This is a genomic window from Paenirhodobacter sp., from assembly GCF_050177655.1.
Classification (GTDB): Bacteria; Pseudomonadota; Alphaproteobacteria; order Rhodobacterales; family Rhodobacteraceae; genus Rhodobacter.
The window spans coordinates 162,428-182,720 of sequence record NZ_JBFXGV010000002.1; the positions used below are offsets into that span (position 1 = coordinate 162,428).

The window sequence follows — 20,293 nt, forward strand, 5'->3', positions numbered from 1 at the left end:
ACGCCCCCGAAACCCTGCAACCAATGCCGAAAGGTTACTCGGGGTCGGTGCGGAAGATCAACCGCTCGTCACAAGGCGCCACGCGCAGGATGTTGGTGGTGCCCTGCACGTTGAAGGGCACGCCCGCGATCACCACGATCTGATTGCTCTCGTCGGCGAAACCGTAGTCGCGCGCGGCGCGCGCCGCGTTGACCACCGCCATCTTGAAGCGCTCGACCTCCTCGCAAAGCACCGCATGCACGCCCCAGGTGAGGCAGATCTTGCGCAGCGTCTTCGTCTCGGGCGAGAGCGCGACGATCGGCACCCGCGGGCGTTCGCGGCCGACGAGGGCGACGGTCTTGCCCGACTGGGTATAGCAGCAGATCGCGGAAATATCGGTCGCCTCGGCGATCTCGCGCGCGGCGGCGACGATGCCGTCGGCGACTGTCTGACGATGCACCGAGCGCGAGCTTTCGATGATCTCGCGATAGGTCGGATCGTTCTCCACCGACTCGGCCACCGCGCTCATCGTCTGCACCGCGTCGATCGGGTAGCGCCCGGCGGCGGATTCCGCGCTCAGCATGATTGCATCGGCGCCCTCGTAGATCGCGGTCGCGACGTCCGACACCTCGGCGCGCGTCGGCATCGGGCTTTCGATCATGCTTTCGAGCATCTGCGTCGCCACGATCACCGGTTTCGCCGCCGCCCGGCACTTGCGCACGAGGCGTTTCTGGATCGGCGGCACCGCCTGCACCGGCAGCTCGACGCCCAGATCGCCGCGCGCCACCATGATCCCGTCGGAAACCGCGAGGATCTCTTCGAAGGCCTTTTCCGCGGCGGGCTTCTCGATCTTCGAAAGCACCGCGGCGCGGCCCCGGGCGAGTTTCTTCGCCTCGAGCACGTCCTCGGGGCGCTGCACGAAGCTCAGCGCGAGCCAGTCGACGCCGAGATCGCAGGCGAATTCGAGATCCTTGCGGTCCTTGTCGGACAGCGCGGCGAGCGGCAGCACCACGTCGGGCACGTTCACGCCCTTGCGGTTCGAGATCGTGCCACCGGTGGTGATGACGCAATCGGCGAAATCGGGGCCGCAGGAATCGACCCGCATCCGGATCTTGCCGTCGTTCACCAGAAGCCGCGTGCCCGGCACGAGCGCTGCGAAGATCTCGGGATGCGGCAGGCAGACGCGATGGCCGTCGCCCTCGGTCGGGTCGAGGTCGAAGCGGAAGCGGTCGCCCTCCTCCAGATCGGCGGCGCCGGCGGAGAAGGTGCCGACGCGCAGCTTCGGCCCCTGCAGATCGGCGAGCACGGCGACCGGGCGGCCGGTGTCGCGCTCGATCTGGCGGATGATGTCGAAGCGCGCGCGCTGCTCCTCATGGGTGCCGTGGCTCATGTTCAGGCGGAACACGTCGGCGCCCGCCTCGAAAAGCGCGCGGATGGTGGTGTAGTCGGAAGAGGCGGGGCCCAGCGTGGCCACGATCTTGACGTTGCGAAGCCGTCTCATGCGTCCTCGGATCCTGTTGGTTTCGTTCACTTCGTGGGCCGCGTTCAGCTATGGCCCAATTCGGGGCACAGGGCAACTGGCACTCCCCGCCGCGGTCGCGTAATTCTTTGGTGAACGATCAAGGCGAAGGCAGCATGACACAGGAAGCGGCATTTCACACCGAAGGCGAAACGCGCGGGGCGCGCTGGCTGGTCACCGTGGATCACGCGACGAACCGGGTGCCCGACTGGGTGAGCGGCGGCGATCTCGGCATCGCGCCCGAGGACATGGCGCGCCACATCGCCTGGGACGTGGGCGCGCTCGGCCTTGGCCGGCGGCTGGCGGAACGGCTCGACGCGCCGGCGATCTGGTCGGATTTCTCGCGTCTGGTGATCGACCCGAACCGCGGCGAGGACGACCCGACGCTGGTGATGCAGCTTTACGACGGCACGATCATCCCGGCGAACCGCGGCATCTCCGACGCCGCCACCGAGGAGCGCCTCGCCCGGCTGCATCGCCCCTATCACGACGCGCTGGAGCGGCTTGCCGCCGCCCGCCCCGACCGGGTGATCTGCGCGATCCACTCCTTCACCCCCTGCCTGCGCGGCCGCCCGCCGCGGCCCTGGCAGGTCGGCGTGCTGCATTCCCACCGCGACGGGCGGCTGGCGAAACCGCTGATCGCCGCGCTCGCCGCCGAAGGGCTGATCGTGGGCGACAACGAGCCCTATGACGGCCATCTCGACGGCGACAGCATCGACCGCCACGCGCTGGCGCCGCATCGCCCGAACGTGCTGATCGAGGTCCGCAACGACCTGATCGCCGCCGAGGATGGGCAGATCGCCTGGGCCGACCGTCTGGCCCCGGTGCTGAGGCGAGTGCTGGCGGAGAGCGCCCTTTAGAGACGAAACAATCCCGGCAAGCCGCGCCGAACTGTTTCCACTTCGCCGCCGCGATCACGGTTCCTTTACCACGCACCTTGACAACCCCCACCAACCCGAGAGCAATAGGAACATTGGTGTGGGGGTTGCGATGGATATGGTATTGCTTCTGGGGCTTCTGCCCTTCGGTTTCGCGGCGATGCTGCTTGATTGGGGCGACGGATCCGGCGACAGCAAGTCCGACGACGACACCCCCAACGAAGACAGCGATACGATCTCGGGCACCGCCGGCGACGATACCCTGATCGGGACCACCGGCGACGACGTGATCCTCGGCGTGAACGGCAACCAGATCAGCGAAGATGGCAACGATTATCTGTCCGGGCTTGCGGGGGACGACAGCCTCGACGGCCATGCAGGGGATGACACACTTCTGGGCGGTCTTGGCGATGACACGCTGCAGGGCGGCATCGGCGACGACCAGCTCAGCGGCGGTTTCGGCGACGACAGGTTTTACGATGCCGGCGGGAACGACACGCTCCTTGGCAATGCCGGTAACGACAGCCTCCACGCCGGAGTGGGCGATGACCTGGCATATGGCGGCACCGGCGACGACAGCATCAACGGATACAGCGGCAGCGACACGCTCTACGGCGACGCGGGCAGCGACACGATCTTCGGCGACATCGGTGACGACACGATCTCGGGCGGCGACGGCGACGACGTCCTTGACGGTGGCTACGGCAACGACCTCGTGCTGGGCGACGACGGCGACGACGAGATCCAGGGCGGCGGCGGCAACGACACGCTCGACGGCGGCGCGGGCCAGGACACGCTCGAACTCGACGACGGCGCCGGGATACTGTCCGGGGGCGACGGTTCGGATCTGCTCGTTCATGTGGAACGGGACGGCATCGGCGAAGGCACGGCCCTGCTCGACGGCGGCGCAGGGAACGACGCGCTCTTTGGTCTTGCCGGGGATACGCTGACCGGGGGCACGGGCACGGACAGCTTTGCCATCGACCTGACGCAGGGCGCGATCGACGAGAGCGGCACCGCCCTCACCACGATCACCGATTACGAGAACGACACCATCACCGGCGACGACGGGCTTTCCTCGGTCCTGCCCGAACAGATCTCGATCACCGCGGAGAATGTCGATTCCGAGACCTCCTATCTCGAACAGACGGATGCGGGGGTCATGGTCTGGGTGAACGGCACGCAGAGCGTTCTGCTCGAAGGGGTGTCGCTCGATGCGCTCTCCGTTGACGTGCAGATCATCGACAGCGAGACGGACCAGTCGATCGACCTCGCCGCCCCTTACGTTCTTTCGGAGGGCGACGACAGCCTCGACGCGAGGGATCTTTCGGGCGAGATCCTCGGCCTCGGCGGCAACGATTTGCTGCTGGCCGGCGAAGACATCTCGCAGATCGACGGCGGCGCCGGCGACGACACGATCATCGGCTATTATGGCCTCGGGCAAAGCTTCCTCGGGGGCGAGGGCGACGACGTGATGTCCGCCTCGGGTGCGGACGAGACCCTCGTTGGCGGCGCCGGCGATGACGATCTGAGCCTCGGCAACACCTACGGCCCAAGCGACCTGAGCCTCGCCGATGGCGGCGACGGCAACGATACGATCGGGGTCTGGGGCTACGGGTGCACCGTGCTTGGTGGCGCAGGCGACGATGAAATCTCGACGAGCGACGACAGCTACAACGCCGTCCTCGATGGTGGCGACGGCAACGACTACCTGTCGGTGCAGATCACCTCCACCGTGACCGGCGGCAGCGGCGCGGATGTCTTCGAAGGGGCATTCGGCGGCAGCGAAACCAGCCTCGAGACCTGGCCGCCTTACACTTTCGAGATCACCGATTTCACCCCCGGCGAGGACATGATCCAGCTCGAGCTCCCGCCCTCCGGCATCTATCCCGCCGGCCAGTCCGAGACCGAGATCACGCTGACCGATACCGCTGACGGCACCATGGTTCAGGTCGGCGGCGTCGATCGCGTGCTCCTGCGCGGCGTCAGCAGCGCAGATGTCAGCCTGGACGACATCGTTCTGATCCCCACGAATTGAGACGCGCCTGGCCAGGCCGGCCTGCCGCCGCCGCGCTCGAATCGTCGGGCGCGGCAGAGCTGTCTCTTGCGGCACCTTGCCGCTTGCCGCAGCGCGAAAAATGGCAAGGCGCCATCCCTTGCGGGTGACTGGTCCTGCAGCCAGAGGCAATCCGGCGCAGGGCAAAATATTGGTGAAGCGGCGGTTAACAATGCCGCCACCTCCGCGCCGCAAACGACTTGATTGCATCGTGGGCCTTCCTCATCCTTTGACGAAAGACGAGGATGATCAAATGTTTGCCCTGTTTCTCGCATTGACGGTCGCGGTTGCGCTCCTGCTCTGGGCCGAGCTGGGCCCGAGCTTTGGCCCCCGCGCGAAAACCGCCCCGAAGGCGGCGGAAGTGGCGGACCTGCCGCATTTCGAGGATGTGGTGCAGCGCCAGAAGGCCCCCGCCGCGGCGGAGTCGCAGGCCGAACCGCTTGCCACCCCCGAGGGCGACGATGCGGTGATGGCGCGCATCGCCGCGATGCTGGCCGAACCGGCGGCCGCACCCCCGGCACCGACGCCGGTCGCGCCGGTCGCCACGCCCGAAACCGCCCGGGAAAGCACCACCGAAGACCCGCTGCCGCGGATCGGCGGTTTCGCCCCCGGCGACGTGATCGAGCTCGAACTCGAGGGCCCCGCCCCCCGCGCCGAGGACATCCGCTTCGAACAGGCCGGGCGCGACGTGCGCGTGCTGATCGAGGGGATCCCGGCGCTGATCCTCGCCCGGGCGAAGGCCACGAGCCTCACGCCCGAGATTTTCCGCTTCCGCAGTCTCCCCGCCTGAACGGCGGAGGAGGCACGAAAAAGCCCCGGCCAGGGCTGGGCCGGGGCTTTTCTCGTCTTACCGGGCTGCGATCAGATCGCGGCCTTGCGCGCCTCGTCGATGTAGATCTCGCGCAGGCGCTTCGCCACCGGACCCGGCTTGCCGCCCGAAAGCGCCACACCGTCGACCTCGACGATCGGCATCACGAAAGCCGAGGCGGAGGTGTAGAAGGCCTCGTCCGCTTCCTGCGCCTCGGCGATGGTGAAGGCGCGTTCCTCGATCTTGATCTGGTGCTCTGCGCACATCCGGAACAGCGAGGCGCGGGTGATCCCGTGCAGGATGTCGTTCGAAAGCGGGCGGGTGATGATCGTGTTGCCCTTCACGATGTAGCAGTTGTTCGACGAACCCTCGGTGACGAAACCGTCCTCGACGAACCAGGCGTCGTCCTTGCCCGCGGCCTCGGCGGCCATCTTCGACATCGAGGCCCAGAGCAGCTGCACCGTCTTGATGTCGCGGCGATGCCAGCGCAGGTCCGGCACCGAGATCACCTTCACGCCCTTTTCGACCTTCGGGCCGTCGAGCATGTGGGGCTGTTCCTGAGTATAAAGCACGACGGTCGGCGGGGTGCCGGCCGGCGGGTAGTGGAAATCGCGGTCACCCGCATTGCCGCGGGTGATCTGCAGATAGACGCCGCCCAGTTCGAGCCCGTTTTCGGCGACGAGCTTGCGGTGGATCTCCAGCCATTCGTCGCGGCTGATGTCGCAGGTGATCGCGAGTTCCTTGAGCGAGCGCGCGAGCCGCGCCATGTGGCCCTCGAAATCGGTCAGCTTGCCGTCGAGCACGCAGGTCACCTCGTAGACGGCATCGCCCATCACGAAGCCCCGGTCGAAGATCGAGACCTTGGCCTCCTCCTCGGGGATATATTCACCATTCAGATAGACGATGCGGCTCATCACGATCTCCTGTTCAGCCCCACAGGCCCGGTTCGGGCGGGAAAACCATGCCGTCGGCGTAGCGCAGCGGCTCGTCGCGGTCTTCGGCCAGAAGGAGCGGCCCGTCAAGGTCGACGATCGCCGCCCCCTGCGCGACCAGCACCGCCGGCGCCATCGCGAGGCTCGATCCGACCATGCAGCCGACCATCACGCCATAGCCCCCGGCGAGCGCCGCCGCACGCAGGGCGAGCGCCTCGGTCAGCCCGCCGGTCTTGTCGAGCTTGATGTTCACGAGGTCGTATTTGCCGGCCAGATGCGCGAGGCTCGCCCGGTCATGACAGCTTTCGTCGGCGCAGACCGGCACCGGGCGGGAAAGTCCGATCAGCGCTTCGTCGTCCTTCGCCGGCAACGGCTGCTCCACCATCGCGACGCCGAGGCGCAGCAGATGCGGCGCGAGATCGGAATAGACCTCCGCCGTCCAGCCCTCGTTCGCATCGACGACGATCTTCGCGCGCGGCGCACCGGCGCGCACCGCCTCGAGCCGCGGCATGTCGTCGGGCGTGCCAAGCTTGATCTTGAGAATCGGGCGATCGGCATGTTTCGCCGCCGCCGCGCGCATGTTCTCCGGCGTATCGAGCGAGAGGGTGAAACAGGTCACCTCCGGGCGCGGCGCGGCGAGCCCGGCCAGCTGCCAGGCGCGCGCGCCCGCGGATTTCGCCTCGAGATCCCAAAGCGCGCAATCGACCGCATTGCGCGCGGCGCCGGGGGGCAGCGCGTCTTGCAGCGCGGCGCGGGTGATGCCCTCGGGCAGCGCCTCGATCTGCGCGGTCACGCTTTCGAGGCTTTCGCCGTAGCGCGCATAGGGCACGCATTCGCCCCAGCCGGTGATGCCGCCACGGCTGACTTTCACCGTCAGCACCTTCGCCTCGGTCCGCGAGCCGCGCGAGATGGTGAAGACCTCGGCCAGCCGGAACACATCCGCTGTCACGGAAAGCATCGCTTCCCCCTTCTACAGAGAGCAAAATATCCCCGCCGGAGGCATCCCCCGGCGGGCAGGCGCCACGCTGTCAGATCGCGGCGAGCGCGTCCACCAGCTTCGCCGCACCAAAGCGGAAGGGATCGGTCGCGGGCAGGCCCATTTCGGCCTCGAGCGCGGCGAGATAGGTCTTCGCCTCTTCCTCGGCCATGTGCTGGGTGTTGACCGAGATGCCGACGACCTTGCAGGCCGGGTTGGCGACCTTTGCGAGCGTCAGCGCCACATCGCGCAGATCGGCGAGCGCGGGCAGCTTGTAGCCCGGCAGGCCGCGCATATGGGGGCGCGTCGGCTCATGGCAAAGCACCAGCGCATCGGGCTGGCCGCCATGCACCAGCGCCATCGTCACGCCGGAATAGCTCACATGGAACAGGCTCCCCTGCCCCTCGATCAGATCCCAGTGATCGGCATCATTGTCCGGCGTCAGATATTCGACCGAGCCGGCCATGAAATCGGCGATCACCGCGTCGAGCGGCACGCCGTCGCCGGTGATCAGGATGCCGGTCTGGCCGGTAGCGCGGAAATCGGCCTTCATGCCGCGCTCGCGCATTTCCTTTTCCACGCAAAGCGCGGTGTACATCTTGCCGACCGAGCAATCGGTGCCGACGGCAAGCATGCGCTTGCCCGTGCGCTTCACCCCGCTCGCGATCGGATATTGCACCGCGGGCACGCGCACGTCATGCAGCGTGCGGCCGCAGGCCTTCGCCACCTCGACCAGCTCCGGCTCGTCGCGCAAAAGGTTGTGCAGGCCCGAGGCGAGGTCGAACCCCTCTTCCAGCGCGGCGACCAGAACCTTCTTCCACGCCGGCGAGATGATGCCGCCACGGTTCGCGACGCCGATCACCAGCGTCTTGCAGCCCGCGGCCTTCGCGGTGGCGAGGTTCATGTCCGGCAGGCCCATATCGGCCTTGCAACCCTCCATCCGGTACTGACCGACGGCGAATTCGGGGCGCCAGTCCTTGATGCCCTGCGCCACTTTCGCGGCGAGTTGGTCGGGCGCATCGCCCAGAAACAGCAGATAGGGGGTTTCGATCATCGCCATGGCACGGACCTCGGAGGCTGGGGAAGCATGAGCGCAAAGGTAGCGCGCCACCCCCGGAGCTTTCGCGGAAAAACACGCCTCGAATTTCAGCAGGTGCGAAGATTCTTCGACGATTGAGAAAGATTGCCGAAGAATGATGCAGATCCTTTTGCACAGGCAGCATCATTGCAGCGCCGCCGCCCGATACCACGCCCCGATTCTGCAGCTGCGAAACAGGCTTGAACTTAGGCGCGCAACAATATATCGGAACACAAGCAAATCTCGAAACATACTTGCGAGGAGAGCCATGAGCTTCCGCACCCAGCCTGCCGCCCCCGCCCGCCCGAACCGTTGCCAGCTTTTCGGCCCCGGCTCGAACACCAAGCTCTTCGCGAAGATGGCGGCCTCGGCGGCGGATGTGATCAACCTCGACCTCGAGGATTCGGTCGCCCCCGCCGACAAGCCGCAGGCGCGGCGCAACATCATCCAGGCGAGCCATGAGATCGACTGGGGCACGAAGTATCTCTCGGTCCGCATCAACGGGCTCGACACCCCCTACTGGTATCGCGACGTCGTCGAGCTGCTCGAAGAGGGCAGCGAGCGGATCGACCAGATCATGATCCCGAAGGTGGGCTGCGCCGCCGACGTCTATGCCGTCGACGCGCTGATCACCGCGATCGAGACCGCGAAGGGCCGCACGAAGAAGGTCTCGCTCGAGGTCATCATCGAAAGCGCCGCCGGGATCGCCCATGTCGAGGAAATCGCGGCCTCGAGCCCGCGGCTGCAGGCGATGAGCCTTGGCGCGGCCGATTTCGCCGCCTCGATGGGGATGGCGACGACCGGCATCGGCGGCACGCAGGAAAACTACTACATGCTGCGCGAGGGCGCGAAATACTGGTCGGACCCCTGGCACTGGGCGCAGACCGCGATCGTCGCCGCCTGCCGCACCCATGGCATCCTGCCGGTCGACGGCCCGTTCGGCGATTTCTCGGACGACGACGGCTTCCGCGCGCAGGCGCTGCGCTCGGCCACGCTGGGCATGGTCGGCAAATGGGCGATCCATCCGAAGCAGATCGCGCTCGCCAACGAGGTGTTCACGCCCTCCGAGGCGGCGGTGACCGAAGCGCGCGAAATCCTCGCCGCGATGGAGAAAGCGAAGGCCGAAGGCACCGGTGCGACCGTCTACAAGGGCCGTCTTGTCGATATTGCGTCGATCAGGCAGGCCGAGGTTATTGTCAGACAGTCTGAAATGATTAAAGCTTGAGCACTCTGCAAACGATTCGCGTTTGACGCGAATCGCTTCGGATCCCGGAGCGGTCGGGAGGGGAGGCCCGGCCAGCATGAGGGAAATCGGGACGCCCCGGTCTTCGGATCGGGGCGTTTCTGTTTGCCCCGGGGCCTGCTGGCATAGACCTCTCCCCCACCGCAGGCCAGCCCCCGCGACGTCGCAGGCCGCAACGTCACCCACCGCCGCCCGGGGCGTTGCAAATCCCGTCCCGCACGGTCATATAGTCCCCGATGCGTAACGGAGGGATCCGGATGACGACCTATCTCGAATTCGAAAAACCGCTGGCCGAGATCGAAGGCAAGGCGGAGGAACTGCGGGCCCTGGCCCGGGCGAATGCCGAGATGGATGTCGAGAAGGAGGCCGCCGCGCTCGACAAGAAAGCGGCGCAGCTGCTCAAGGATCTGTACAAGGATCTGAGCCCCTGGCGCAAATGCCTCGTCGCGCGTCACCCCGACCGGCCGCATTGCCGCGACTATATCGAGACGCTCTTCACCGAATACACGCCGCTCGCCGGCGACCGCAATTTCGCCGACGATCACGCGATCATGGGCGGTCTGGCGCGCTTCCACGACACGCCGGTGGTGGTGATCGGCCATGAGAAGGGCAATGACACCGCCTCGCGGATCGAGCGCAATTTCGGCATGGCCCGCCCCGAGGGCTATCGCAAGGCGATCCGGCTGATGGACATGGCGCATCGCTTCAAGCTGCCGGTCATCACCCTCGTCGACACCCCCGGCGCCTATCCGGGCAAGGGCGCGGAGGAGCGCGGCCAGGCCGAGGCGATCGCGCGCTCGACCGAGAAATGCCTGCAGATCGGCGTGCCGCTGATCGCGATGATCACCGGCGAGGGCGGCTCGGGCGGCGCCGTGGCCTTCGCCACCGCGAACCGGATCGCGATGCTCGAACATTCGGTCTATTCGGTGATCTCGCCCGAGGGCTGCGCCTCGATCCTGTGGAAGGATGCCGAGAAGATGCGCGAGGCCGCCGAGGCGCTGCGCCTCACCGCGCAGGATCTGAAAAAGCTCGGCGTGATCGACCGCATCGTCAAGGAACCGCTTGGCGGCGCGCAGCGCGACCGCATCGCGACATTCGCCGCGGTGGAAACCGAGATCGCGACGATGCTTGACGAGCTCAAGGGCAAGAAGCCCGCCGAACTCATCAAGGACCGGCGCAAGAAATTCCTCGACATGGGGTCGAAGGGCCTCGCCGCATGAGCCCCTGGGCGCTCCTGTTCATCGCGGGCCTCTGCGAGATCGGCTGGGCGCTCGGCCTGAAATATTCCGACGGATTTTCCAAGCCGATCCCGGCGGTGCTGACGGTGGTCACCGCCGCGATCAGCGTAGTGATCCTGTCCCATGCGATGCGCGCGATCCCCGTCGGCACCGCCTACGCGGTCTGGAGCGGGATCGGCGCGCTCGGCACCGCGATCTTTGCCGTGATCCTCTTCGCCGAGCCGGTAAACGCGATGCGCGTGCTCGGCATCCTGCTGATCGTCGGCGGGATCGCGGCGCTCAAGCTCGCCTGAGCGCTCAGCCCTTCGAGGTGAAACCGGCCTCGGCCATCAGCCGGTCGGAGGTGCCCTCGACCTCCGCCTCGAGCCGTTCGACCAGCGCGAGCGGGCTCAGCCCCGGGGCGATCGGCGGCAGGTATTCGACGACGCCCACGCCCGAACGGATCGGATAGCCGCGCTTGTTCCAGAACAGCCCGACATTGGTCGCCACCGGCACCACCGGCAGGCCCGTCGCCTCGTAGACCGCACCGATGCCCGGCTTGTAGCGCCGCTTCTCGCCCGGGTGCACGCGGGTGCCCTCGGGGTAGATGATGAGCTGGCCGAGCCCCTCGCCCTTTTGCCGCGCGCGCACTTCGGCCAGCATGATCTTCATCGCCTCCGAGCCCTTCTCGCGGTCGATCGGGATGCAGCCCGCCTTCCAGGCGAACCAGCCCATGATCGGCACCCGCAGGATCTGCTTCTTCATGATGAAGGCGCGTTCCGGCGCGAGGCTGGCGATGATCAGAATGTCGAAGAAACTCTGATGTTTGGCGCCGATCAGGCAATCGCCCGTGGGCGGCATGCCGCGGATCTCGAAGCGCAGGTTCAGCCAGATCTTCGCCGCCCAGAGCAGCTGGCGCGACCAGCGCGAGGCGACGCGATGCACGCCCTTGCGGCCGTGCGGCAGCGCCTGGAACACAAGGCCCCAGCTGCCGATCGCGAGCGTGGCAAGCGCGATATGGACGTAATAGATCGCGGTGCGGACATAGGTGAGCGCGGTCACCTTGCCCGGGCGCGTCGCGGTGGCGGACATCAGCGCACCTCCCTGAGCATGCGGAATGCGGCATGGGTCGTGGCGCCCCAGGCCACGAGCGCGGCGAGCGGCGGAATGATCAGCGGCCAGAGCCAGCCCGCGCCGGTGAAGCCAAGCCCGGTGAGGAAGCCCCCCGCCGCATCGGTCGCCGGCAAAAGCGCGACGGCGGCCATGCCAAGCAGCGTGCCCGCACCAGCCCCGATCAGCCCGCGCAGGGTGAAGCGGCGCACGAAGGCGCGGGCGATGAAGGCGTCGCGCGCGCCGACGAGGCGCAGCGTGCGGATCACCTGCCCGTTCGCGGCCAGCGCGGCCTGCGCGGCCAGCGTGATCATCCCCGCCATCGCCCCGCCGATCAGCAAAAGCGACATCACGCCGAGGAAGCGCAGCCGCCCGGCCGCCGCCACCAGCGGCCGGCGCCAGCGGGTGTGGTCGTCGAAGACGGCGCCGGGCGCCTCGGCGGCAAGGCGCAGCCGCAGCCCCTCGGCATCGACGCCCTGGCTTGTCTCGGTGATCTCGACGAGCTTCGGCAGCGGCAGGCTCTCGACCGGCAGATCGGCCCCGAACCAGGGATCGAGCAGCTTCTTCATCTCGGCATCGTCGAGCGCGCGGTAGCTTTCCACCCCCGGCGTCGTCGCCAGCGTGTCGAGCACCGCCTTCAGCTGGGCGTCCATCTGCTCAGGCGGAGCGGAAATGCGGATCGTCGCGGAGCGCGCCAGCGCCTCCGACCAGCGATCGGCGAGCCGCCCGGTCGCCAGCGACAGCGCCAGCGCGAAGACGGCGAGAAAGGCCATCGCCGCCGCGGTGAGCACGGTGAGATTGGCGGTGTAGCCCGAGGGCGGCACGACGCGGTCGGTGGCGCTCAGATCCGCGCGCAGGAAATTCAGACGCGCGCGCATCACAGATCCGCCCCCGCCAGATGCAGCCGCCGGTTCGCGATCCGCAACACCCGAGCCGAGACCTGCGCCTTCGCCTGGCGGATCAGGTTGAGATCATGCGTCGCGATCACCACGGTCTTGCCCATCCGGTTCAGCTCCACCAGCAGCGAGAGCAGCCGCAGCGACATCTCCCAGTCGAGGTTGCCGGTCGGCTCGTCGGCGATGATCACTTCGGGCGACATCATCACCGCCCGCGCCAGCGCCGCGCGCTGACGCTCGCCGCCCGAAAGCTGCGGCGGCAGCGCCCCGGCCTGCGCGCGCAGGCCCACCCAGCCGAGCAGTTCGCGCAGCTCCCCCGCATCCGCGCCGCGCCCCGCCACGGTCAGCGGCAGCGCGACGTTCTCCGCCAGCGGCAGATGATCGAGGAACTGGCAATCCTGGTGCACCACGCCGATCTTCTGGCGCACCCGCGCGATGTCGTCGCGCGCCATCAGCCGCGCATCCTGCCCGAAGAGCATCAGCTGCCCCGCCGAGGGCAGCAATTCCGCGTAGCACAGCTTGAGAAAGGTGGTCTTGCCCGCGCCCGAGGGACCGGTCAGGAAATGGAACGATCCGGGGACGAGCTTGAGCGTCATCTCCGCCAGCAGCTCGGTTCCGCCATAGCCGACGGCGACATTTTGCAGCTCGATCACCGCCGAGCCCCTTCGGATGACGCACTCGCCACGGACATTTCCCCTGATCGCCGCAAACTCTTGGACAATAGTCCGGCGCTTGCTACAACATATGCAGAGAAAATGCCAGAATGGCGATGACAGGCGAAGGTGGGAACGGCGATGCGGCTGATATGCCCGAATTGCGGTGCGCAATACGAGGTTGACGATAGCGTCATCCCCGAAAGTGGCCGCGACGTGCAATGTTCCGCCTGCGGTCAGACCTGGTTCCAGCAGGGGGCGGCCGCGCTTGCCGCGGCGGAGGCGGAGGCCGCGCTCGATGCCGAGCTGACGGTGGACTGGGACGTCGAGCCCGAGGTCGCACCGGAGCCCGAACCGCAGCCGGAGCCCGAGCCGACACCGGTTCCAGCCCCCGCCCCGGAACCCGAGCCCGAGCCCGAGCTGCCCGAACCGGACCCCTTCGTCGAACCCGAACCGGAGCTGCCGGCACCCGCGCCCGAAGCCCCCGCGCCGGTGCCGCCGGAGATCCCCGCGCCGGAGCCCGAGATCGTGCCCGAGCCGGAGTTCGAACCCGACTGGGCACCGGAGCCCGAACTCCCCGACCCTCCGTTCATGGTCGAGCCGGACGCCGAAGAGACCGCTCAGGCCGAGGAAGAGGACGTGACCTCCGCCATCTCGGCGCTGATGGCGGAACATGCGCCGGCCCCGAGCGCGGCGACGACCGCAGCCGCCGAGGCCGAGACGGAGGCCGCGCCGCCGGTCGCCCCCGCCCCCGCGGCGGGCACCGTGCCGCGCCGCCCGATCGACGACTCGCTGCTCTCCATCCTGCGCGAGGAGGCCGAACGCGAGGCCGCCGCGCGGCGCACCGAAGGCACCGCTCTCGAGCGGCAGGAGGAGATGAACCTCGAACCGGCCAGCGCCGCCGCCGCCGCGACCCGCGCCGCAGCAAAGCTTGCCGCCGCCGGCTCCGCCGTGCTGCCGGGGCCCGCGCAGCGGGGCTCCTCCGCCCCCGATTTCAGTGATCTGAACGATCCCGACTGGGCCGCGGAGGAGGGCGAGGAGCGCATCGCCGATCTGAGCGAGGGCGCCCCCGAGGAGGCGCATGCCGCGCGCAGCCAGCGCCTGCCCGATGTCGAGGAGATCAATTCGACGCTGCGCGCCAGCGCCGATCGCAGCGGCGAGGCCGCCGCCTGGGATTCGCCGCAGGTACGGGCGCGCTCGCGTTCCGGCTTCCGGCTCGGTTTCTCGCTGGTGATGGCGCTCGCCGCGCTGGCCGTCGCGGCCTATGCGCTCGCGCCGAAACTCGAGGCCGCGCTGCCCGCCGCGACGCCCGCGCTCGAGGCCTATGTCGCCTGGGTCGATACGCTGCGACTGCAACTCGACGCGCAGCTGCGCGCGGTGATCGAGCGGCTGCAGGGGCCGGGCACCGGGCTCAGCTGAGCCCGTCCCCCGCCGTCAGAACCGCTCCAGCAACCGCTTGAGATAATCGAGCTCGTCGGCCGAGCGCAGCCGGTCCGCCGAGCGCCGCCGGATCTCGTCGAGCAGATCGCGCGCGCGGCGATAGACGTCCTCGCCATTGAGAAGATTGCGGTCGGAACCGATCTGGCCGCCCTCGCCCGTCGCGCGGCCAAGCGGATCGCGCGGCAGCTCGCGCGCGCCATGCCCGCCCATCGCATCGCCGAAACGCTGCTCGCCCTCGCTGCCCTGCGCGCCCTGCCGGTCACTGCGCCCCTGCTCCTGCGCCAGCGCCTCGCCGAGGCTGCGCATGCCCTCGCGCAGCGCCTGGATCGCATCGGCCTGACGGTCGATCGCCTGTCCGGTATTGCCCTCGCGCAGCGCCTGTTCGGCGCCGTCCATCGCGCGCCCGGCCTCGTCGAGGCGCTGGCGCGCGGCATCGCCCGCCTCGCCGCCAAGCCGCGGCATCAGCCCCTTCTGCCGGTCGAGCTCGCGGCGCAGCGCGCGCTGCCGATCGGCGAGGTTCTGGCCCTGATTGCCCGCGCCCTGCCCGTTCTGGCCCTGCCCGTTCTGGGCCTGATCCGGCTGCCCCTGCGCGCCCTGGCCCTCGCGCTGCTGCCCCGGGGCCTGACCGTCCTGCCCCTGCGCATCGGGATCGGCGCGTTGCCCCTGCCCCCCCTGCCCGGGCGGCTGCTGCATGTCGCGGAAGGCATCGTCGGAAAGCTTCTGCTGATCGCGCAGCGTCTGGCCGAGATCCTTCATCGCCTGACCGCCGGGCATGTCGCCCTCGCCGCCCTGGCCCTGCGTGACCTTCAGGTTCTCCATCATCCGCGCCAGCTGATCGAGCAGCTCCTGCGCCTCGGCCATCTTGCCCTCTTCCATCAGCTTCTGGATCGCATCCATCATCTGCTGGATCTGATCGCCGGTGATGCGCTGGCTGTCGGGCTGCTTCTGCCCGAACTGCGGCCCCTGCTCCTCCTGCTGGTTCCGCTCGGCGAGCATCTTGATGTAGTTGTCGGTCGCCTCCTTCAGCTCCTGCATCAGCTTGGCGATCTCGTCCTTCGAGGCGCCGTTGCGGATCGCCTCGCTCAGCCGCTCCTGCGCCTGCTGCATCGCGGCGAGCGCATCGGCGAGCCCGCCGTCCTCCAGCATCTCGGCCAGCTGCCACAGGATATCGGCGATCTTGTCACGCGCCTCGGGCGTGAGATCGGGCGTCTCGAGCATGGTGACGACGAGGTGGATCGTCACCGGCATCTCGGCATTCGGAAAGACCTCCTCGGGCCGGTTCGCGATCGCGCGCAGCACCTCGGCGCTGCGCTGCGCATTGGCCCGCGACCACAGGAGATCGCGCCGCATCTCGATCAGCGCGGCGGCGCGCGGGTCGAAGAAGCGCTTGCCGGGCAGATCGAGGCTTTGTTCGCCGGTCGTGCCGGCCTGGCCAAGCCCGTCCTCGACCTCGAGCGTGAGCTTGACCGGCAGGTTCGCCCAGGCGTGCTTCGCCGCATCCTCGACCAGCGCCTCGGTGAAATCGGCGCGCGAGCCGGAGATCGGCAGCGGCAGATCGTAGATCAGCGCCTCCCGCGGCTCGGGCTCGGTGGCGAGACCATAGCGGCGGTCGACCCTGGCGAGGTCGAGCGTGATCCGCGCCTGCCCTTTCATCACGCCGTAATCGTCGCTCGCGTGGAAGGGCTGCGAAAGCTTGCCGTCGGCGCGCCGCTCGGCGGTGCCGAGGAGGGTGATCTCGGGCGCCGCATCCGAGAGCATGGTGATGCGGAACGTGCGGCTGGCGGGGCCGCCCAGATGCAGGCGGCCCGATTGCATCACCACGAGATCGCGGCGCTGCACGTCGCTCGTGGCCGCCGTGTCGGGCGTGGCGGCGGGGCTCGAGACGCTTTCGTCAAAGGGCACCGAGCCCGGCGCGCCATAGAAACGGAATGAGAGTTTCGTGCCCTCGGGCAGGAAAATCTCGTCCTGTTCCAATGCGTTGAGATAGAGGCCGGGCTTGCCGGTATAGCGCGGCGGCTCGGCCCAGCCCTCCCAGCTCGGCCCGACCGCGGCCTCGGCCGTGCCCGGGGCGCCGGGGCGCGCGGCGGGTTCGAGCAGCGCGGAGGGCGTGCCGAAGATCAGCGCGACGACCACCGCGGTAAGCGCCGTAAGCCGCAGCGCAAAAGGGTCGCGCGGGGCAAGATCGGGCTCGGGCGGGAGCGGGCGCGCGGCGGCGGCGGCACGCTCCATCCGCGCGCGATGCGCCGCCCAGAGCGCGCGGGCCGCCGGATCGCCGCCGCCCAGCGCCATCGCATCGGTCAGCGCCGCGAAGGGCCGCCCCGGCAGCGTCGCATCGAGCCGCGCGACCGCCTCGCCCCGGCGCGGCCAGCGAAAGCGGCGCAGACCGACACCAAAAAGGATCACCGCGAGGAAGGTGGCAAGCCCGACGCCGGTGCTCCAGTCGACCGGGCGCAGCAGATCGCGAAGGCGGAAGGCGAGCGCCGCGAAGATCAGGGCAAGGAAGCTCAGCAGCGGCCAGAAGGCGCGCAGCCCGCGCTCGAGCGCCATCGCCGCCCGCGTCAGCGCGATCGGGCGGGCGAAGGCGGCAAGCGCATCGTCAGTCTCGGGTCGGGCGCGGCGCAGCATCATTCCTTTCCGGCCCGGGCGCGATCGCTCAGAGCCACGCGGGGATGCTATCGCGCGCGAGCATTTCCTCAAAGCTCGGTCTTTGCCGAATGACCGCAAAGTGATCCCCCTGCACCAGCACCTCGGGGATCAGCGGCCGCGAATTGTATTCCGAGGCCATCACCGCGCCATAGGCGCCGGCCGAGCGGAAGGCGACGAGATCGCCGGGCGCGAGCGGCGCAAGATCGCGCGCCTTGGCGAAGGTATCGCCCGTCTCGCAGACCGGGCCGACGACGTCATAACGCGCGGGCGCGGTGCCGGGCGCCGGCTCGATCACCGGCACGATGTCGTGATGCGCGCCATACATCGAGGGCCGCACGAGATCGTTCATCGCCGCGTCGAGGATCAGGAAATCCCGCCCCTCGCCTTCCTTCACATAAATCACCGAGCTCACCATCAGCCCGGCATTGCCGGAGATGAGCCGCCCCGGCTCGATCTCGATCTCGCAGCCGAGATCGCCAAGCGTGTCGCGGATCACCCCGACATATTCGACGGGCAGCGGCGGCGCCTCGTTCGAGCGCGCATAGGGGATGCCAAGGCCCCCGCCGAGGTCGAGGCGGCGGATGTCATGGCCGTCGGCACGCAGCGCAAGCGTCAACTCACGCACCTTCGCAAAAGCCGCGGCGAAGGGCGCAAGCTCGGTCAGCTGCGAGCCGATATGGACATCGACGCCGATCACGTCGAGCGCAGGCAGACCCGCCGCCTCGGCATAGACGGCGCGCGCCTTGGCGATCGGAATGCCGAACTTGTTCTCCGACTTGCCGGTCGCGATCTTCTCGTGGGTATGGGCGTCGACATCGGGGTTGATGCGCAGCGCGACGGGCGCGGTCACACCCATTTCGCTCGCGATTTCGGAGATCGCGCGCAGCTCCGGCTCGCTCTCGACGTTGAACTGGCGGATGCCGCCCTCGAGCACGAGGCGGATCTCCTCGCGCGTCTTGCCGACGCCGGAAAAGACGATCCGCGCGCCCGGCACGCCGGCGGCCTTCGCCCGGCGATATTCACCGCCCGAGACGACATCCATCCCGGCGCCGAGCTCGCCCAGAAGCTTGAGCACGGCGAGATTCGAATTCGACTTGATCGCGAAACAGACGAGATGGCCGTTTTCCGGCATCGCCGCGGCCAGCGCCTCGTCGAAGAGGCGGAAATGGCGCGTCAGCGTCGCCGCGGAATAGACGTAAAACGGCGTGCCGACCGCAGCCGCGATCTCGGGGAGCGCCACGTCCTCGGCATGGAGCACGCCGTTGCGGTAGAGAAAATGGTCCATCGTCGCCCCTTTCCGGTTTCGCCCCGTTTAGCGCGAAGCCGGAAGCGGGGGAAGCGAACTATTGTGTCGAGACAGAACCCGGCGGCACCGGGGCGCCGTTGACGCCGCAGGCGGCGATCCCGGCGGCCAGCGCCGCGATGAGGGCGAGGCGGACAAGATGTTTCATCGCCACCCCCTCAGCCCAGCGCCGCTTTCCAGCGCGCGATCTGCGCGCGGACCTGATCGGGCGCGGTGCCGCCATAGCTTTGCCGCGAGGCGACCGAATTGTGCACGCCAAGCACGCCGAAGATCGCCTCGGTGATCGCGGGGTTGACCGATTGCATCTCGGCCAGCGTCAGCTCGGGCAGATCGCAGCCCTTCTTTTCGGCCATCGCGACCAGCATTCCGGTGACGTGATGCGCGTCGCGGAAGGGCAGCCCGGCCTCGCGCACGAGCCAGTCGGCGAGATCGGTCGCGGTCGAGAAGCCGTTCGCCGCCGCGGCCTCGAGCTTCGCGCGATTCACCGTGAGGTCGGAGATCATCCCGGTCATCGCGGCGAGCGCCAGCATCAGCGTGTCGGCGGCGTCGAAGACCTGCTCCTTGTCCTCCTGCATGTCCTTCGAATAGGCGAGCGGCAGCCCCTTCATCACGGTGAAGAGGGCGACGGTCGCGCCGAGGATGCGCCCGATCTTCGCGCGGATCAGCTCCGCCGCGTCGGGGTTGCGCTTTTGCGGCATGATCGACGAGCCGGTCGACCACTTGTCCGACATCGCGACGAAGCGGAACTGGGCGGAGGACCAGATCACCAGCTCCTCGGCGAGGCGCGACAGATGCACCGCGCAGATCGAGGAGGCGGAGAGGAATTCGAGCGCGAAATCGCGGTCGGACACGGCATCGAGCGAGTTCGCCATCGGCCGGTCGAAGCCCAGCGCCTCGGCCGTCATGTGGCGGTCGATCGCGAAACCGGTCCCGGCAAGCGCCGCCGCGCCCAGCGGGCTTTCGTTCATCCGCTTGCGGGCGTCGGCGAAACGGCTCCGGTCGCGCGCGATCATCTCGACATAGGCCATCATGTGATGGCCGAAGGTCACCGGCTGCGCCGTCTGCAGATGGGTGAAGCCGGGCATCACCCAGTCGGCATGAGCCTCGGCCTGGGTCAGCAGCGCGCGCATCAGCGCCTCGAGTGCGGTGCCCGCCGCGTCGCATTGATCGCGCACCCAGAGGCGGAAATCGGTCGCCACCTGGTCATTGCGGCTCCGCGCCGTGTGCAGCCGCCCGGCCGGTTCGCCGATGATCTCCTTCAGCCGTGCCTCGACATTCATGTGGATGTCCTCGAGCGCGGTCGAGAACGGGAAATCGCCCGCCTCGATCTCTGACAAGACCGTGAGCAGGCCTTCCCGGATCGCCGCGACGTCTTTATCACTGAGGATGCCCGTGGCGGCCAACATCGCCGCATGGGCCCGGCTGCCGCGGATATCCTGCGCGTAGAGCCGCTTGTCGAACGAGATCGAGGCATTGATCGCCTCCATGATCGCGTCCGGACCGGCGGCGAAGCGCCCGCCCCACATGGCGTTCGAGGATTTTCCCTTGCTGTCGGTCAT

18 protein-coding genes are annotated in these 20,293 nt (G+C 68.3%); 7 read left to right on the forward strand and 11 right to left on the reverse strand.

Annotated features, from left to right (window positions below):
• Positions 1–34 precede the first annotated feature (34 nt).
• Positions 35–1,480, reverse strand: coding sequence for a pyruvate kinase (gene pyk / locus AB7U46_RS01900; RefSeq protein WP_428335231.1), 1,446 nt, complete (start codon positions 1,478–1,480; stop codon positions 35–37).
• A 134-nt stretch (positions 1,481–1,614) separates the two neighbouring features.
• On the opposite strand from pyk, the gene AB7U46_RS01905 reads away from it, so the two are divergent.
• From AB7U46_RS01905 to AB7U46_RS01915, 3 genes are all read left to right on the forward strand, one after another.
• Positions 1,615–2,358 (forward strand): N-formylglutamate amidohydrolase, encoded by a 744-nt coding sequence (locus tag AB7U46_RS01905; protein ID WP_428335232.1) that lies wholly within the window; start codon positions 1,615–1,617, stop codon positions 2,356–2,358.
• A 130-nt stretch (positions 2,359–2,488) separates the two neighbouring features.
• Complete coding sequence (locus AB7U46_RS01910; RefSeq protein WP_428335233.1) at positions 2,489–4,414, forward strand: calcium-binding protein; 1,926 nt, start codon at positions 2,489–2,491, stop codon at positions 4,412–4,414.
• A gap of 271 nt (positions 4,415–4,685) precedes the next feature.
• Positions 4,686–5,222: a hypothetical protein gene (locus AB7U46_RS01915; RefSeq protein WP_428335234.1), complete on the forward strand. Its 537-nt coding sequence runs from the start codon at positions 4,686–4,688 to the stop codon at positions 5,220–5,222.
• A 71-nt stretch (positions 5,223–5,293) separates the two neighbouring features.
• On the opposite strand, the gene AB7U46_RS01920 is transcribed toward AB7U46_RS01915, so the two are convergent.
• The 3 genes from AB7U46_RS01920 to dgcN form a co-directional block, all read right to left on the reverse strand.
• Positions 5,294–6,154, reverse strand: a complete 861-nt coding sequence (locus tag AB7U46_RS01920) for a D-amino-acid transaminase (RefSeq protein ID WP_428335235.1) — start codon at positions 6,152–6,154, stop codon at positions 5,294–5,296.
• 13 nt (positions 6,155–6,167) lie between these two features.
• Positions 6,168–7,130 carry an N-acetyl-D-Glu racemase DgcA gene (gene dgcA, locus AB7U46_RS01925; protein WP_428335236.1) on the reverse strand — a complete coding sequence of 321 codons (963 nt, stop codon included), beginning with the start codon at positions 7,128–7,130 and terminating at the stop codon, positions 6,168–6,170.
• 70 nt (positions 7,131–7,200) lie between these two features.
• Positions 7,201–8,202: an N-acetyltransferase DgcN gene (dgcN, locus tag AB7U46_RS01930; RefSeq protein WP_428335267.1), complete on the reverse strand. Its 1,002-nt coding sequence runs from the start codon at positions 8,200–8,202 to the stop codon at positions 7,201–7,203.
• Positions 8,203–8,494: 292 nt separating this feature from the next.
• Here dgcN and AB7U46_RS01935 point away from each other — a divergent pair, with 292 nt between their 5' ends.
• The 3 genes from AB7U46_RS01935 (at position 8,495) to AB7U46_RS01945 (ending at position 11,000) form a co-directional block, all read left to right on the forward strand.
• Positions 8,495–9,451 carry an L-malyl-CoA/beta-methylmalyl-CoA lyase gene (locus AB7U46_RS01935; RefSeq protein ID WP_428335237.1) on the forward strand — a complete coding sequence of 319 codons (957 nt, stop codon included), beginning with the start codon at positions 8,495–8,497 and terminating at the stop codon, positions 9,449–9,451.
• A gap of 275 nt (positions 9,452–9,726) precedes the next feature.
• On the forward strand, positions 9,727–10,689 hold the full coding sequence (locus tag AB7U46_RS01940; RefSeq protein ID WP_428335238.1) for an acetyl-CoA carboxylase carboxyltransferase subunit alpha: 963 nt from the start codon (positions 9,727–9,729) through the stop codon (positions 10,687–10,689).
• A complete protein-coding gene (locus tag AB7U46_RS01945; protein ID WP_428335239.1) occupies positions 10,686–11,000 on the forward strand; it encodes a DMT family transporter in 315 nt (104 codons plus the stop codon). The genes AB7U46_RS01940 and AB7U46_RS01945 overlap by 4 nt, the downstream gene beginning before the upstream one ends.
• Before the next feature lie 4 nt (positions 11,001–11,004).
• Here AB7U46_RS01945 and AB7U46_RS01950 read toward each other — a convergent pair whose 3' ends face one another.
• The 3 genes from AB7U46_RS01950 to AB7U46_RS01960 are packed head-to-tail and all read right to left on the reverse strand — an operon-like array spanning position 11,005 to position 13,345.
• Positions 11,005–11,778 (reverse strand): lysophospholipid acyltransferase family protein, encoded by a 774-nt coding sequence (locus tag AB7U46_RS01950; protein WP_428335240.1) that lies wholly within the window; start codon positions 11,776–11,778, stop codon positions 11,005–11,007.
• Positions 11,778–12,674, reverse strand: a complete 897-nt coding sequence (locus AB7U46_RS01955; RefSeq protein WP_428335241.1) for a cell division protein FtsX — start codon at positions 12,672–12,674, stop codon at positions 11,778–11,780. The genes AB7U46_RS01950 and AB7U46_RS01955 overlap by 1 nt, the downstream gene beginning before the upstream one ends.
• Complete coding sequence (locus AB7U46_RS01960) at positions 12,674–13,345, reverse strand: cell division ATP-binding protein FtsE (protein ID WP_428335242.1); 672 nt, start codon at positions 13,343–13,345, stop codon at positions 12,674–12,676. Before AB7U46_RS01960 ends, AB7U46_RS01955 begins: the two co-directional genes overlap by 1 nt.
• 141 nt (positions 13,346–13,486) lie before the next feature.
• Between AB7U46_RS01960 and AB7U46_RS01965 the strand changes: the two genes are divergently transcribed.
• Positions 13,487–14,764, forward strand: a complete 1,278-nt coding sequence (locus tag AB7U46_RS01965) for a zinc-ribbon domain-containing protein (RefSeq protein WP_428335243.1) — start codon at positions 13,487–13,489, stop codon at positions 14,762–14,764.
• Positions 14,765–14,779: 15 nt separating this feature from the next.
• On the opposite strand, the gene AB7U46_RS01970 is transcribed toward AB7U46_RS01965, so the two are convergent.
• Genes AB7U46_RS01970 through argH form a run of 4 tightly spaced genes read right to left on the reverse strand, consistent with a single transcriptional unit; the run spans position 14,780 to position 20,293 of the window.
• On the reverse strand, positions 14,780–17,410 hold the full coding sequence (locus AB7U46_RS01970) for a DUF4175 domain-containing protein (RefSeq protein ID WP_428335244.1): 2,631 nt from the start codon (positions 17,408–17,410) through the stop codon (positions 14,780–14,782).
• Positions 17,411–17,438: 28 nt separating this feature from the next.
• The gene (lysA, locus tag AB7U46_RS01975; RefSeq protein ID WP_428335245.1) at positions 17,439–18,716 is read right to left on the reverse strand and encodes a diaminopimelate decarboxylase; all 1,278 of its coding nucleotides are present in this window, start codon (positions 18,714–18,716) and stop codon (positions 17,439–17,441) included.
• 58 nt (positions 18,717–18,774) lie between these two features.
• Positions 18,775–18,882, reverse strand: a complete 108-nt coding sequence (lptM, locus tag AB7U46_RS01980) for an LPS translocon maturation chaperone LptM (RefSeq protein WP_428335246.1) — start codon at positions 18,880–18,882, stop codon at positions 18,775–18,777.
• A 10-nt stretch (positions 18,883–18,892) separates the two neighbouring features.
• Complete coding sequence (gene argH / locus AB7U46_RS01985; RefSeq protein WP_428335247.1) at positions 18,893–20,293, reverse strand: argininosuccinate lyase; 1,401 nt, start codon at positions 20,291–20,293, stop codon at positions 18,893–18,895.

Bases quoted from the DNA above. Each gene is read 5' to 3' on its own strand.
- AB7U46_RS01940 (WP_428335238.1), top strand. From the start codon at position 9,727: ATGACGACCTATCTCGAATTCGAAAAACCGCTGGCCGAGATCGAAGGC.
- lysA (WP_428335245.1), bottom strand. From the start codon at position 18,716: ATGGACCATTTTCTCTACCGCAACGGCGTGCTCCATGCCGAGGACGTG.
- lptM (WP_428335246.1), bottom strand. From the start codon at position 18,882: ATGAAACATCTTGTCCGCCTCGCCCTCATCGCGGCGCTGGCCGCCGGG.
- AB7U46_RS01920 (WP_428335235.1), bottom strand. From the start codon at position 6,154: ATGAGCCGCATCGTCTATCTGAATGGTGAATATATCCCCGAGGAGGAG.
- argH (WP_428335247.1), bottom strand. From the start codon at position 20,293: ATGACCGACAGCAAGGGAAAATCCTCGAACGCCATGTGGGGCGGGCGC.
- AB7U46_RS01945 (WP_428335239.1), top strand. From the start codon at position 10,686: ATGAGCCCCTGGGCGCTCCTGTTCATCGCGGGCCTCTGCGAGATCGGC.
- dgcN (WP_428335267.1), bottom strand. From the start codon at position 8,202: ATGATCGAAACCCCCTATCTGCTGTTTCTGGGCGATGCGCCCGACCAA.
- AB7U46_RS01965 (WP_428335243.1), top strand. From the start codon at position 13,487: ATGCGGCTGATATGCCCGAATTGCGGTGCGCAATACGAGGTTGACGAT.
- AB7U46_RS01905 (WP_428335232.1), top strand. From the start codon at position 1,615: ATGACACAGGAAGCGGCATTTCACACCGAAGGCGAAACGCGCGGGGCG.
- AB7U46_RS01910 (WP_428335233.1), top strand. From the start codon at position 2,489: ATGGATATGGTATTGCTTCTGGGGCTTCTGCCCTTCGGTTTCGCGGCG.
- AB7U46_RS01935 (WP_428335237.1), top strand. From the start codon at position 8,495: ATGAGCTTCCGCACCCAGCCTGCCGCCCCCGCCCGCCCGAACCGTTGC.
- AB7U46_RS01970 (WP_428335244.1), bottom strand. From the start codon at position 17,410: ATGCTGCGCCGCGCCCGACCCGAGACTGACGATGCGCTTGCCGCCTTC.
- pyk (WP_428335231.1), bottom strand. From the start codon at position 1,480: ATGAGACGGCTTCGCAACGTCAAGATCGTGGCCACGCTGGGCCCCGCC.
- dgcA (WP_428335236.1), bottom strand. From the start codon at position 7,130: ATGCTTTCCGTGACAGCGGATGTGTTCCGGCTGGCCGAGGTCTTCACC.
- AB7U46_RS01950 (WP_428335240.1), bottom strand. From the start codon at position 11,778: ATGTCCGCCACCGCGACGCGCCCGGGCAAGGTGACCGCGCTCACCTAT.
- AB7U46_RS01915 (WP_428335234.1), top strand. From the start codon at position 4,686: ATGTTTGCCCTGTTTCTCGCATTGACGGTCGCGGTTGCGCTCCTGCTC.
- AB7U46_RS01955 (WP_428335241.1), bottom strand. From the start codon at position 12,674: ATGCGCGCGCGTCTGAATTTCCTGCGCGCGGATCTGAGCGCCACCGAC.